Source organism: Nonomuraea mesophila, assembly GCF_004352805.1.
GTDB classification, from domain to species: Bacteria; Actinomycetota; Actinomycetes; order Streptosporangiales; family Streptosporangiaceae; genus Nonomuraea; species Nonomuraea longispora.
In genome coordinates this window covers 1-13,491 of the sequence record NZ_SMLD01000075.1, presented here as the reverse complement: position 1 = coordinate 13,491, position 13,491 = coordinate 1, and the positions used below count along the sequence as shown (strand labels likewise).

At 71.3% G+C, this 13,491-nt stretch carries 8 protein-coding genes; 5 read left to right on the top strand and 3 right to left on the bottom strand.

Going from position 1 to position 13,491, the window contains the following annotated elements; all coding sequences use genetic code 11:
• Window positions 1–8 precede the first annotated feature (8 nt).
• The 5 genes from E1295_RS25885 to E1295_RS25865 all read left to right on the top strand — a co-directional run bounded on the left by E1295_RS25885 (window position 9) and on the right by E1295_RS25865 (window position 9,425).
• Window positions 9–5,426: a non-ribosomal peptide synthetase gene (locus tag E1295_RS25885; RefSeq protein ID WP_132633536.1), complete on the top strand. Its 5,418-nt coding sequence runs from the start codon at window positions 9–11 to the stop codon at window positions 5,424–5,426.
• A 3-nt stretch (window positions 5,427–5,429) separates the two neighbouring features.
• On the top strand, window positions 5,430–6,209 hold the full coding sequence (locus tag E1295_RS25880) for an AzlC family ABC transporter permease (protein WP_132633534.1): 780 nt from the start codon (window positions 5,430–5,432) through the stop codon (window positions 6,207–6,209).
• The gene (locus E1295_RS25875) at window positions 6,206–6,526 is read left to right on the top strand and encodes an AzlD domain-containing protein (RefSeq protein ID WP_132633532.1); all 321 of its coding nucleotides are present in this window, start codon (window positions 6,206–6,208) and stop codon (window positions 6,524–6,526) included. Before E1295_RS25880 ends, E1295_RS25875 begins: the two co-directional genes overlap by 4 nt.
• A gap of 225 nt (window positions 6,527–6,751) precedes the next feature.
• A complete protein-coding gene (locus E1295_RS25870) occupies window positions 6,752–8,260 on the top strand; it encodes an AbgT family transporter (protein ID WP_132633575.1) in 1,509 nt (502 codons plus the stop codon).
• A 25-nt stretch (window positions 8,261–8,285) separates the two neighbouring features.
• Entirely contained in the window at window positions 8,286–9,425 is a 1,140-nt protein-coding gene (locus tag E1295_RS25865) for a M20 family metallopeptidase (RefSeq protein WP_342775909.1), read from the top strand.
• 20 nt (window positions 9,426–9,445) lie between these two features.
• Here E1295_RS25865 and E1295_RS25860 read toward each other — a convergent pair whose 3' ends face one another.
• The 3 genes from E1295_RS25860 to E1295_RS48975 all read right to left on the bottom strand — a co-directional run.
• Window positions 9,446–10,288 (bottom strand): FHA domain-containing protein, encoded by an 843-nt coding sequence (locus tag E1295_RS25860; protein ID WP_220448888.1) that lies wholly within the window; start codon window positions 10,286–10,288, stop codon window positions 9,446–9,448.
• Window positions 10,289–10,329: 41 nt separating this feature from the next.
• The gene (locus E1295_RS25855) at window positions 10,330–12,297 is read right to left on the bottom strand and encodes a serine/threonine-protein kinase (RefSeq protein ID WP_132633530.1); all 1,968 of its coding nucleotides are present in this window, start codon (window positions 12,295–12,297) and stop codon (window positions 10,330–10,332) included.
• 75 nt (window positions 12,298–12,372) lie between these two features.
• Window positions 12,373–13,491, bottom strand: a 1,119-nt coding sequence (locus tag E1295_RS48975) for a hypothetical protein (RefSeq protein ID WP_220448887.1), incomplete at its 5' end; no start/stop codon positions are given.

The window sequence follows — 13,491 nt, the reverse complement described above, 5'->3', positions numbered from 1 at the left end:
GGGAGCACATGCAATCCATCGAGAGCCTGGGCAGGCTCAAGGTCGCGGCCGCCCAGCGGCCCCGGGAGGGCGCGTTCTGGCGTGCGGAGCTGGCGGCCCTGCCCGAACGCGCCGGCTTCCCCGCCGACCACGTGCCGGCGGGCACCGGCTCCCCCGGCCTGCGCGCGCCGGCCGCCCATGACGACGCCTCGCCCGCCACCGACGGCCGTGGCCCGGCCGGCGTCGCCGTCGTCGCGCGCGAGATCGATCCCTCGCTGGCGGGCCGGCTGCTCAAACTGGCCAGGGGCCGGGACGCCGCCCTGCACGCCCTGCTCGTCGCGGCGGCCGGCGCGCTGCTCCAGCGGTACACGGGCGAGGACGAGGTCGTCCTGGCTGTGCCCGCGCTGCCGGTCGCGGGCGGGCCCGCGCCGCTGGCCGCCACGCTGCCGCTGCGGCTGCCCATCGGAGACGACCGTACGCTGCGCAGCCTGCTCGGCGAGGTCGCCACCCGGTTGCGGGCGGTGGCCGCGCACCAGGACTACCCGGTCGAACTGCTCGCCCGCGAGTCCGGCGGCACGCCGCACGACGGCGACGACCCCTTCGCGGCGGTGCTCGTCGACACAGTGCACGACCTCGAGCACGACACCGAGCACGACACCGAGCACGACACCGGGCGCGGCCCAGTGAATGACACCGGGCGCGACACAGCGCACGGCACCGGGCGCGAACCCGGGCACGACACACCGGTCGGCCCGGCGAAGGGCGAGGGGCGTCCGGGGTTTCCTGTCGTGTTCTCCTTCGCGCGGCGGGCCGACCGGCTGACGTTGCGGTTGCGCTACCGGCCCGCCGTCCACACCCCCGGCACCGCGCGGCGCCTGCTGGTCCACTGCATGTTGCTGCTCGACCAGGCCAGCGCCCATCCCGACACCGCGCTGTGCGCGCTGGATCTGCGCTCCGTCGCCGACCGCGCGCTGAGCGCCGGGGCGAACGCCACGGACGTCACCTTCGACGGGCCGCAGCGGCTGGACGAGTTGTTCGACCGCAGGGTGGCGGCGACTCCTGACGCCGTCGCCCTGGTGGGGGACGGGTTCCGGCTCACCTACGCCGAGCTGGGCGCCCGGGTCAACCGGCTGGCGCACACGCTGCGGGCCCGGGGCGTCGGCCGGGACGACCTGGTGGCGGTGCTGGCCGACCGGTCGCCGGAGATGTTCACGGCCATCCACGCCGTGGTGCGGGCGGGTGGCGCGTACCTGCCGATCGATCCGGGCAACCCGCGGGAGCGCGTCGAGTATCTGCTGCGGGACAGCGGCGCGCGTCTGGTGCTGACCCAGCCGCACCTCGCGGGCATGGTGGCGGGCATGGTGGCGGGGGCGGCGACGCTGGACCTCACGGACGAGGCCGCGTACGCGCCCGACTCCGGCCCGCCGCCCGTGCTCGGGGACGGCGGCGACCTGGCGTACGTCATCTACACGTCCGGGTCGACCGGCGAGCCGAAGGGCGTGCAGATCGAGCACCGGGCGGCCGTCAACCGGATCGCCTGGATGCAGCGGACGTACCCGATCGACGCCGCCGACGTGATCATGCAGAAGACGCCCACGTCGTTCGACGTCTCGGTGTGGGAGCTGTTCTGGGGCGTGCAGGCGGGCGCCGCGGTGTGCCTGCCCGCGCCCGGCGCGGAGCGCGACCCGGAGGAGCTGCTCGCGGCCGTGCGGCGCCACGGCGTCACGACGATGCACTTCGTGCCGCCGATGCTGGGCGCCTTCCTCGACTTCGTGTCGGGCGCGCAGGAGAGCCCCGGCCCGCTGCGCCAGGTGTTCGCCAGCGGCGAGGCGCTGGCCCCGCACCACGTACGGCGTTTCCACGAGGTGATGCCGTCGGTGCGGCTGGTGAACCTGTACGGCCCCACCGAGGCCACCGTGGACGTCACCCACTACGTCTGCCGGGGCGACGAGACCCGGGTGCCGATCGGCTGGCCGGTCGCCAACACCCGCGTCCACGTGCTCGACGCCGGGTTGCGCCCGCAGCCGGTCGGCGTGCCGGGCGAGTTGTGCGTCGCCGGGGTGCAGCTGGCCCGCGGCTATCTGGGCAGGCCGGAGCTGACCGCCGAGCGGTTCACGGCCGCGCCGCACGCGGGTGAGGAGCGCGTCTACCGTACGGGGGACCGGGCGGTACGGCTGCCCGACGGCTCCGTCGAGTTCCTGGGCCGGATGGACCACCAGCTCAAGGTGCGCGGGCACCGCGTCGAGCCGGGCGAGATCGAGGAACGGCTGCGGCGGCACCCGTCGGTGCGGGACGCCGTGGTCGTGGCCCGCGAGCCTGACGGGCTGCGGGGGTACGTGGTGTCGGCGGCGCCGGTGCCCGAGGACGAGCTGAAGGAGCACCTGCGCCGGACGCTGCCGGCGTACATGGTGCCCGCCCGGCTGGTGACGCTGGAACGCTGGCCGCTCACCCCGAACGGCAAGCTGGACCGCCGCGCGCTGCCCGAGCCGGCGGACAACAGCGCGTACGAGGCGCCGCGCACGCCGGTGGAGACCGGCCTGGCCCGGGTCTGGGCCGAGGTGCTGGATGTCGAGCGGGTCGGCGTGCACGACAACTTCTTCGCGCTCGGCGGCGACTCGATCCGTTTCGTCACCGTGCTGGCCAGGGCCCGCGCGCTCGGCCTGGACTTCACGTTCCGGCAGCTGTTCGAGAACCCGACGGTGGCCCGCCTCGCGGAGGTCGCCGGCGAGACCGCGCGGAGCGGCGAGGACCGGGAGCCGCGGCCGTTCGAGCTGCTCGAACCCGAGGACCGGGCCAAGATTCCCGACGGGGTCGTGGACGCGTACCCGATGACGCAGCTCCAGGCGGGGCTCGTCTTCCAGAGCGAGCTGTCGCACAGCACCGTCGAATACCACGACATCATCAGCTACACGATCCAGAGCACGTTCGACGCCGAGCGGTTCGAGCAGGCGGCGCGAATCCTCGCCGCCCGCCACCCGATCTTCCGCACCGGCTACCACCTCACCGGCTACACCGAGTACCTGCAGCTCGTGCACGCGGACGCGCCGAGCCCGCTGACGGTCGCCGACCTGCGCGGCATGACCGAGTCCGAGCAGGACGCCTGGTACCGCGACTGGCTGGAGCGGGAGAAGGCGCACCGCTTCGCGTGGGCCGAGCCCGGCCTGGTGCGGCTGCATGTGCACGTGCTGGCCGACGACCTGTTCAGGTACACGCTGAGCCAGCACAACTCGGCGCTGGACGGCTGGAGCATCACGCTGGTGCACACCACGCTGTTCGACCTGTACCACCGGCTCCTGGAGGGCCGGCCGCTGCCCGACGCCCCGGCGGGCAACCACGTGCGCGACTACGTGGCGCTGGAGCGGCGCTCGCTCGCGGACCCCGGGCACCGCGCGCACTGGGCAGAGGTGCTGTCGGACGGCGCCTTCACCGAACTGCCGAGGACGAGGAGCGCGGCGGCGCCGGACGTCTTCCCCGTGGTCTTCCACGAGGTGGAGCTGCCGCCGGGGCTGTCGGACCGGATCGTGGCCCTGGCCGGCAGGTTGTCCGTGCCGGTCAAGAACGTCGCGCTGGCCGCGCACGTGAAGGTGCTCTCGCTGATCAGCGGCGAGCCCGACGTCATCACGGGGTACGAGCACAGCGGCCGCCCGGAGAACGAGGGCGCCACCGAGGCCATCGGGTTGTTCCTCAACACCGTGCCGTTCCGCGCCCGCGTGGAGCCCGGTTCCTGGGCCGGGCTCGTACGCCAGGTCTACAGGTCGGAGGTGGAGCTGCTGCCGGCCCGGCGCTACCCGATGGCGCAGATGAAGCGCGACCTGGAGACCCAGGACCCGCTGTTCGAGACGGCCTTCAACTTCACCCACTTCTACCTGTTGCGGCAGTTGGAGGAGCGTGAGGGGTTCGCGCTGCTCGACGTGCGGGCCAACTCGGAGACCGAGTTCGTGTTGCGCGCCGAGTTCTCCCGGCACTTCGCCACCGACGAGGTACGCCTGAGCCTGCACTACCACGCCCACCTCTTCGAGCCCTGGCAGGTGGCCAGGATGGGCGCGTACTACCGGGCGGCGTTCGAGGCGATGACCTCCGGCCCCGACGCCCCGCACCATCTCGCGGACCTGCTGCCGGGCGAGGAGAGCGCGGCGCTGGACGCGGCCGAGGCGTCGGAGGACCTGCCCGCCGAGGTGGCGGGGCTCCTGCCCGGCCCCGCCCGCCTGCGGTTCGTGGACGGGCACGGCCTGCGGGTGCCGTTCGCCACCCCCGGCAGGGCCGTCGTCGTCGCGGCCGGGGACGAGAGCGTCACGGCCGCCACGGAACTGTACGGCCGACGCCTGCCCGGCCGCGTCGAGCTGCTACCCGAGCCGGAGCGCAGGCTTTTCCGCCGCTCCACCGGCCGGAGCGTCCCCCGCTCGGGCGGCCGTCCCGAGGGCCCGCTGCAGCAGCGCATCGCGAAGGCGTGGGCGGGCGTGCTCGACGTGCCGGCGGAATCCATCACGCTCGACGACAACTTCTTCGAGCTGGGCGGCGGCTCGCTGTCGGCGATGCGGGTGGTCATGGAGATGGGCGGCCTGGTGACGCTCACCGACCTGATGCGCAACTCGACGTTCGGGCCGCTGTGCGCGGTGGCCGAGGCCAACCTCGAAGCGCAGGCCGAGCGGGACGCGCAGCCCAGGCCCCGCCGCCTGCTCAGGCCGCTGACGGATGACCCCGGCCGGGCCGCGTACGCGCTGGTCTGCTTCCCGTACGCCGGCGGCGACGCCGCCAACTTCGAGCCGCTGGCCACCGCGCTCGCCAAGGCCGGCGACCCCGGCGAGGGCCGCGTCGCCGTCTACGGCGTCGACCTGCCGGGCCACGACGCCGGGCGGCCGGACGAGCCGTTCCTGTCCGTACGCGAGGCGGCCCGGCTGGTGGCGGACGAGATCCGCGCCACCGTCGGACTGCCCGTGCTGCTGTGGGGCCACTGCGTCGGCTCGGCGCTCGCGGTCGAGACGGCCCGCCTGATGGAGGCGGCCGGCGACCCGCCGCGGCACGTCGTCGTGGCCGGCAAGCTGCTGCACGACGCCGAGACCACCCGCGAGTCCGTCCGGCAGGCGGAGGCGATGACCGATGACGAGGTCGTGGCCTGGCTGGCCGGCGTCACGGGGCTGACCGGGCTCGACGCGCTCGGCCCCGGTCAGGCGGCGTTCGTGGCGGCCGTGTTCCGGCACGACTCCCGCGCCGCCAACACGTACCTGCTCGACGAGCAGGGTGCGGCCCCGCTCGGCGTGCCGCTCACCACCGTGTACGCCGCCGACGACCCCCTCACCCCCGGGTACGCCCGGCGGCATACGGAGTGGTCGCGCTTCGCCGCCGCGATCCGGCTCGCCGAGATCGGCCCGGCCGGCCACTACTTCTGCCGTACGGCGCCCGACGCCGTGGCCGCCCTGGTGCGCACGCTATGGAAGGAAGGGCTCTAGAGCATGTCCGCCACCGACCCGCCACCCGAGGCGTCACCCGAGACCTCACTGCCCACGCCGCGCCAGGTGTTCCTGGCCGGGGTCAGGAGCACGACGCCGTTCCTCGCCTCCGCGATCCCGATGGGCATCGCGGGGGGCGTGCTGGGCTTGTCGAGCGGGTTGTCGGAGTTCGCCACCCTGGGGCTGGCGATGGCGGTGAACTCCGGCACCGCGCAGTTCGTCGGTTTCGCCCTGATCGCTGACGGCGCGAGCTGGCCCGCGATCATCCTGACCACGCTCATCCTGGGCCTGCGGATGTTGCTGTACAGCACGATCCTCATCCCGTACGTCAAGGAGGTCCCTCAGCGCTGGCGGGTGGTGCTCGGGTTCGGGCTGATCGACGAGGTGTTCTTCGTGGCGATCGACCGCCTGCGCAACGGCAGGCTGACCCACCACAAGCACTTGTTCTTCCTGGGGGCGTCGGGGCTGCTGTACGTCACCTGGATGACGTGCACGGTGATCGGCATGTCGCTCGGGTCGGCCGTGCCCGACGTGGAGAAGCTCGGCCTGGACTTCCCGGTGACCGCCATGTTCATCGCCATGCTCGCGATCGGGCTGACGAACTGGCGGGTCGCGGCGGCCATCGGCTCGGCCGGCGTGACGGTGATGCTGGCGCACGGCCTGCCGTACAACCTCGGGGTCGTGCTGGCCGCGATCGTCGGGGCCGCGGTCGGCGCGGGGTGCGAGCTGGCGACGCGGAAGAAGACGCCGAAGGCGAGCGAGGAGAAGGAGAACGTGGCATGAGCATGCTGCTGCTGATCATCGGCATGGGGTTGTGCAGTTTCCTGCCCCGCTATCTGCCGCTGGCGGTGCTCGCCGGCCGGGAGATGCCGGCGGTGGTGGAGACGCTGCTGAAGTACACGCCGCCGGCGGTGCTGGCCGCGCTGGTCTTCCCGGCCGTTCTCACGCCGTCGGGAAAGGGCATCGAGCTGACGCTGGCCAATCCCTATCTCATCGGCGGCGCGGTCACTTTCGTGGCGGGCCTGGTCTCGAAAAGATTTCTGCTCTCCACGTCGGTCGGGATCGCCGCTTTCTATGTGAGTAGGTGGCTGATCGGTTGAAAGATGAATCGTATTTCCCACGCCTTTCTTCGTGCTTATTTTTTGGAACGATGCAACCTCCTATGACATGGGGCGATGTGACTGACATTCACCAAGACCATTTGTCTCTGATACAGTCAGGCGGCACTTCGGTACGACTGCTTACCGCTTGCGCATCCGTTACGTGTGCGATTAATATATGGCTCCATGTCCACCCCCCTGACCGTGGAAAAAGAGTCGCGCATGATGAGCGCGACCCTGCGCGCTCTGAATGGAATTGAGCGCGCCGGAAACAAGCTCCCCCATCCGTTCTGGCTCTTTGTCTTCCTGAGCGCCTTCCTCATGGCGCTCAGCTGGCTCCTGGCCACCTTGAACGTCTCGGCGGTCAACCCCGCCGACAACAAGACCGTCGTCGCCCAGAACCTGCTGTCGGCCGAAGGCCTCGGGGTCATGCTCGGCGACGCCATCGACAACTTCGCCACCTTCCCGGCGCTGGGCACGGTGCTCGCCGTCATGCTCGGCGTCGCGGTGGCCGACAAGTCGGGGCTGCTGGCCGCGGTGCTGCGACGGGGCATCTCCCGCGTGCCCGCGCGCTGGGTGACCTTCGCCCTCGCCTTCACCGGCATGATCTCCCACGCGGCCGCCGACTCGGCGTACATCGTGCTGATCCCGCTGGGCGGCCTGGCCTTCTACGCGGTGGGCCGCAACCCGATCATCGGCGTGATCGTGGCATACGTCTCGGTGGCGGCCGGCTTCGACGCCAGCCCCGTCGTCACCCCGACCGACGTCATCCTGGGCGGCATCACCACCGAGGCCGCGCACACCATCGACCAGAGCGTCAACGTCACGCCGCTCGCCAACTACTTCTTCTCGCTCGGCTCGTCGTTCGTGCTCGCCGCCATCATCACGCTGGTGACGGAGACCCTGCTCACCAAGCGGGCCAAGAGCATGCCGATCGACGAGGACGCCGAGATCGGCGACCTGGGCGACCTCAAGCTGTCCGACACGGAGCGGCGCGGCCTGCGCTGGTCCGGCATCACGCTGCTGGTGATCATCGCGCTGGTCGCGCTGGCCATCGTCCCGTCGGGCTCGCCGCTGCGCGACGAGAACGGCGACCTCGACTTCGGCCCGCTGCTGGGCGCGATCGCCCTGCTGATCGGCGTCGCCTTCTGCCTCGTCGGCATCGTCTACGGGCGCATCGTCGGCACCATCAAGAAGAGCAGCGACGTGCCCGACTTCATGGCGCACGGCATGCGGGAGATGGCCCCGGTCATCGTGCTGTTCTTCGCGATCTCGCAGTTCCTGGCCTACTTCAAGTGGACCAACATCGGCACGATCATCGCGATCAAGGGCGCCGAGGTGCTCAAGGCGGCCGGCATCACCGGCCCCGTGGTGTTCATCGGCATCCTGCTCATCGTCACGATCATCAACCTGCTGATCACCAGCGGCTCCGCCCAGTGGGCGCTGGTCGGCCCGGTGTTCGTGCCGATGCTGATGCTGCTCGACATCCCCGCGGAGACCACCCAGGCGGTCTACCGCATCGCCGACTCCTGCACCAACGCGCTGTCGCCGATGAGCCCCTACTTCGTGCTGGTGCTCGGGTTCGTCCAGCGCTACCGCAAGTCGGCCGGCATCGGCACCCTGATGGCCCTCGTGCTGCCTCTGTGCCTGGTCATGCTCGTCACCTGGACGCTGCTGTTCCTGCTGTGGTGGGCCCTCGGCATCCCCCTCGGACCGGGCGTACCCGTCCGGTAATTCCCTCTAGATTAAGGAACCCTCAGTGACACCGGCTCCCGTGTGGACCCACCAGGCCCTTCCCACCATGCTCGGCGACCTGCGCAGGCTCGTCGAGCTGGAGAGCCCGAGCGACGACAAGGCACTGCTCGACCGGGCTCTCGACGAGATCGGCGACTGGGCCGCCGACCGCATCGGGAAGCCGGACCGGCTCCAGCGTCACGACGGCGGGCGCCACGGCGACGTGCTGGAGCTGACCTACCACGGCACGGCCCCCGGCTACGTCCTGCTGGTCGGCCACTACGACACCGTGTGGCCGGCCGGCACCCTCGCCGGCTGGCCCTGGCGGGTCAGCGACGGCGTCATCAGCGCGCCCGGCGTCTTCGACATGAAAACCGGCCTGGTCCAGGCGGTGTGGGCGGTGCGCGGGCTGCGCGAGCTCGGCCTGCCGCACCCCTCGGTCCGCCTGCTGTTCAACGGCGACGAGGAGATCGGCAGCCCGGCCTCCCGCGAGCGGATCGAGGCGGCGAGCGAGGGCGCGCTGGCCACCCTGGTCTTCGAGGGCGCGATCGACGGCGCGGTGAAGACCTCCCGCAAGGGGGTGGGCATCTTCCAGGTGAGCGCCACCGGCATCGAAGCGCACGCCGGGCTCGACCCCACGGCCGGCGCCAGCGCCGTGCACGCGCTGGCCGCGCTGATCCTCGACATCGCCGCGATGGGCGCCCCCGAGCGCGGCACCACGGTCAACGTCGGCGTCGTCAAGGGCGGCACCGGCACCAACGTCACCGCCGGGCGCGCCACGTGCGGCATCGACGTACGCGTCTCCCGTCCCGACGAGATGGACCGCGTGGACGCGGCGCTCGCCGCGCTGCGCTCCCCCGACCCGCGCGTGTCCATCGAGCTGAGCGGCGGCTGGAACCGGCCTCCCATGACGCCCAACCCGGCCTCGGAGGACCTGTTCGCGAGGGCCTGCAAGGCCGCCATCGAGCAGGGCCTCGACCTGCGCGAGGCGGGGGTCGGCGGCGCCAGCGACGCCAACTTCGTCTCCGCGCTCGGCCGGCCCGTGCTCGACGGGCTCGGCCCCGTCGGCGCCGGCTCGCACTCCCGCTCCGAGCACGCCATCGTCGACCACATCCCGGAGCGCACCGCCCTCACCATGGGCATCATCACCGGCTACACCGGCTGAGCAGGCGGCCGGACGGGCGGTCAGGAAGACCGGCCGCCCGTCGGGTCAGGCCCGTCGAGGAGGGCGAGGTCGGCCGGCCGGATCGTGGACTTCGCCAGCAACGCCGTGATGAGGTTGTGGTTGAGCGCGTTGCCCAGCGGCGGCGGGATCTCCTCCTCCCGCAGCCCCGCCACCTCGGAGCTGAGCCGCTTGCGCGTCTGGTTGACGATGTGGGCGGCACGTTTGCCCGTCCAGCCCTCGCCGGGACGGAGGCGGTGGAGCTCGTCGGCGACCTGAGCCCAGGTCAGCGGCTGCGGCCACGGCTCGGGCCGCAGATAACGCTGGGCGAGACAGACCAGCACCAGGCGCTCCGCCTCGCTCAGCTCCCACCCGGGCGGGTTGCACGTGTCGGCGTCGTGGCGGCTGTCCTGGTCCGGGTCGCTCCTCCCCATCACGATCCGCACCTCGAGCAGGTGGTCCTGCTCGGGGCCGACGATGAACAGCGGCGTGTGCCCCGTCGGCAACCTCGTCCGGTGGCCGGTGAGCACCAGCCGCGAGCCCGGCAGCCGAATGGGCAGCCTGCCGAGGTTGTACAACATCCAGGCGGAGTCCTCGCGGGTGATGTATCCGTGCCGGCGGCTGACGTGCGGGTCGTTCGGGCCGACGCAGACGTGCACGTCCGGCTCGCACCTCCCGAACACCACGTCGAACCGGGCGTCCGGCGCGACGCGCATCCCTCCGTTGCTCCCCCGTACGAACAGCGTGCCCGGCTGCGCCGGAGGAAGCTCGTCGGCGAAGTTCCCGAGTTCTTTCGGCAGGATGTCCACCTTGCTCTGCGGTCTGCGCATCGTCCCCGCCATGCCGTCGGTCCTTTCTCCATGCACCCTGTCACGGTAACCGCCGCCCTCCGGGAGGGGTCCCGGGCTCAGGAGGTCGTGGCCGGGTTGACCGTGTAGTGCACGATCACGCCCGCCCCCTCGGGCACCTCGACGAGCTTGTCCACGAGCTTGCCGCCGAAGTCCACCACCCTGAGCTGGATCAGGCTCGCGTTGTCCCGCTCCCAGCAGTACAGATGCGTCTCGTCGTACCAGCCGAGCACCGTGTCGCAGTCGGAGGAGAACGCGCGGACCTGCTTGCCGGTGGCGGACGCCCAGAGGCAGTGGTCGTCGTCGTGGCCACTCGGGCAGTCGGTCACGAACATCGACCCCGAGGGTGAGAAGATCTGTGCGCCGTCGAACGGTGGCTCACCGACGTCCCGCACGTCGCGCACGAGCTTGCCGGAACCGTCGAAGAAGCGTAACCCGTCGTCGTCGCCGTAGGCGCTGACGACGCTCTGCCCGCCGGGGCCCCAGACGAACTCGTGGTCCTGGATCGCGTCGTCGGCCACCTCGACCACCCTGACCGCGCTTCTGGCGAGGTCGGTCCGGTCCACCGTGAGGATGGCGAAGCCCACGGTGGACCGCTCCTTGCCGGCCCTCCTGGTGACGTTGAGCAGGATCTCCGTGCCGTCCTTCGACCAGGCCTGGATGGAGCCGCTCATCGGCTTGCGCACGGTCTTGACCCGGAAACTGAACCCCGTATCCCTGTTGGTGAGGAGGACCGAGCTGTAGTCGTCGTCGGTGTAGAGCTTGGGCCTCTCCGCGAGATACCGGCCGTCGGGGGAGACCAGGGACTTGTCGTTGGCGGGATATTTCTCGAACGTGCCCTCCAGCGACTCCCTGGCGTAGTCGACGTGGGTGTCGGTCTTCTTGTCCTTCAGCTCGTACGCCGTCAGCCTGATGGGGTCTGCCGGGCTCTCATAGAGGGTGATCCGGCCGCCCGGCGGCTTGGTCTCGACGGGTTCCGGCGTGCTCGTGTCCAGTGGCGTCGCCGAGGTGACGGCCGCGGTCCGGGCGGCGAGCGGGTCCGGCTCGTAGACGGCCTTGCCCACGGCCGCCCCGGCCGCCCCCGACACCAGGACGAGCGCGGTGACGGCGGCGGCCACGCCGGCGACGGGCCGGCGCGTGCGTTCCTGATCCTGCGCGGGCAGGCCGGCCTCCCCCGGCGGTTCCCAGGTCACCTCCCTGAGCGGATCGCCGGCGGCCGACGGCTTCCGCAGCAGTTGCATGATCACCTGCTGGGCCATCGGCCGCTCCTCCGGGTCCTTGGCCAGGCACCGCTCGACCACCTCGCGCAGCGGCCCCTCGAGAACGCCCAGGTCGGGCGGCTCGTTGAGCACCCGGTCCATCACCGCGTGCGGCCCCTCATGGCCGAACGGCGCCCGCCCGCAGGACGCGAAGACCATCGTGGCGGCCCAGGAGAACATGTCGGCCGCCGGCCCCACCGGCCGGCCCAGGATCTGCTCGGGGCTCATGTACGCCGGCGTGCCGATCTGCGTGCTGCTCGTCATCTGCACCGGGTCCAGCGTGCGCGCGATGCCGAAGTCGATCACGCGCGGCCCGTCACCGGCCATGATGACGTTGCCCGGCGTGAAGTCGCGGTGCACGACCATGCCTTCGTGGATGGCGACCAGCGCGGCGGCGGTGCCGATGGCCAGCCGGTCCAGCGCGGCGCCGGTGCGCGGGCCCTCGTCCCGCACGATCTCCCTGAGGGAGGGGCCTTCGACGTACTGGCTGACGATGTAAGGCCGGCCGTGCTCGACGCCCGTGGAGAGCACGACCGCGGTGCAGAAGGGCGCCACCTGCTGGGCGACCTGCGCTTCTCGCAGGAAACGCTGGACGCTCTCCTCGTTGTCCGCCTGGTCGCCGTGCAGCCATTTGACGGCCACGTGCGCGCCCATGGGTGTTCTGGCCAGGTAGACGACGCCCTGTCCGCCCGATCCCAGCCTGCCGAGGAGTTCCAGGCCTGCCACTTCCGGAGGATCACCGGGCACGAGCGGTGTGAAGGATGGCATGGCGTCATTGTGTGTTCATGCCGTGGATCTACGACAACCCCGGCGGCGGTTGTGTTAGTGCTCCGTGACGATGGTTCACGAGGAAAGGTTGACCTCGTACCCGGGAGAGAGGTCGACGTCCTCCGGGATGTCCATCAGCTTCCGCACCAGTTTGCCGTCCAGGGTCACGACCCGGATCTCGTCCTCGGCGCCGTTGTCCTGCTCCCAGCAGAACAGATGGTCCTCGTCGAACCAGCCGAGCACCTTGTTGCAGTCGGAGGAGAACGAGCGGACCCGCTTGCCTGTCGCGGTGTCCCAGAGGCAGTGGTCGTCGTCACCGTCGGGGCAGTCGGTCACGAAGGTCCTGCCCGAGGGTGAGAACTGGTGGTCGGGGCCGCTGTCCAGCGCCCCCACGCCCGGCACGTCGCGCGTGGGCCGCCCGGCGGCGTCGTAGAAGCGCAGCCCCTTGATCTTCTCGTGGAGTAAGACCACGCCCTCTCCCGCGGCGTCCCAGCCGAAGTCGCCTTCGCCGAGCGTGGCGTCGCCCACGTCGGCCACGGTCGCCTTGCTCCTCGCCAGGTCGGCGCGGTCCACGTGGATGATGGCGAAGCCGGTGGTGGTCCAGTCTTTCTTGCCGTTGACCGGCTTGCTCACGGTGAGCAGGATCTTCGTGCTGTCCTTGGAGAACGCCTCGATGGTGCTGTCCAGAGGTTTGCGCACGGTCTTGACCCGGAAGCTGACCCCGGACTCGCTGTTGGTGATGAGCACGGAGTCGTAGCCGTCGGAGGTGTAGTCCTTCTGCCTGATCGCGTGATAGCGGCCGTCGGGAGAGACCAGCCACTCGAGGATGCCGGTGCGCTTGCCGAACGTGCCCTGCCGCAGGTTCCTGGCGTAGAAGGTGTCCTCGTGGGTCTTGTTGTCCTCGATGCTGTACGACATCAGCCTGATCGGGTCGGAGGGGCGTTCGTGCAGCGTGACCCCTTCGGCGAGCTCGGCGTCGACGGGCTCGGCCGTGACACCCGGCGCGAAGGTCTCCGCCTTCGACGGCGCGGACGGCTGGGCCGCGGTGCCGGTCGGCGCCAGCAGACCCGCGGCGGCGAACCCGCCGACCGTCAGGAGCAGCGCCGTCGCCAGCGCCGCGCCGACGACGACGGCCCTGCGCCGCCGCTCCCGCGCGCGGACCGGCGGGGACGGCAGCGCAGGGCCGTCGTCGTC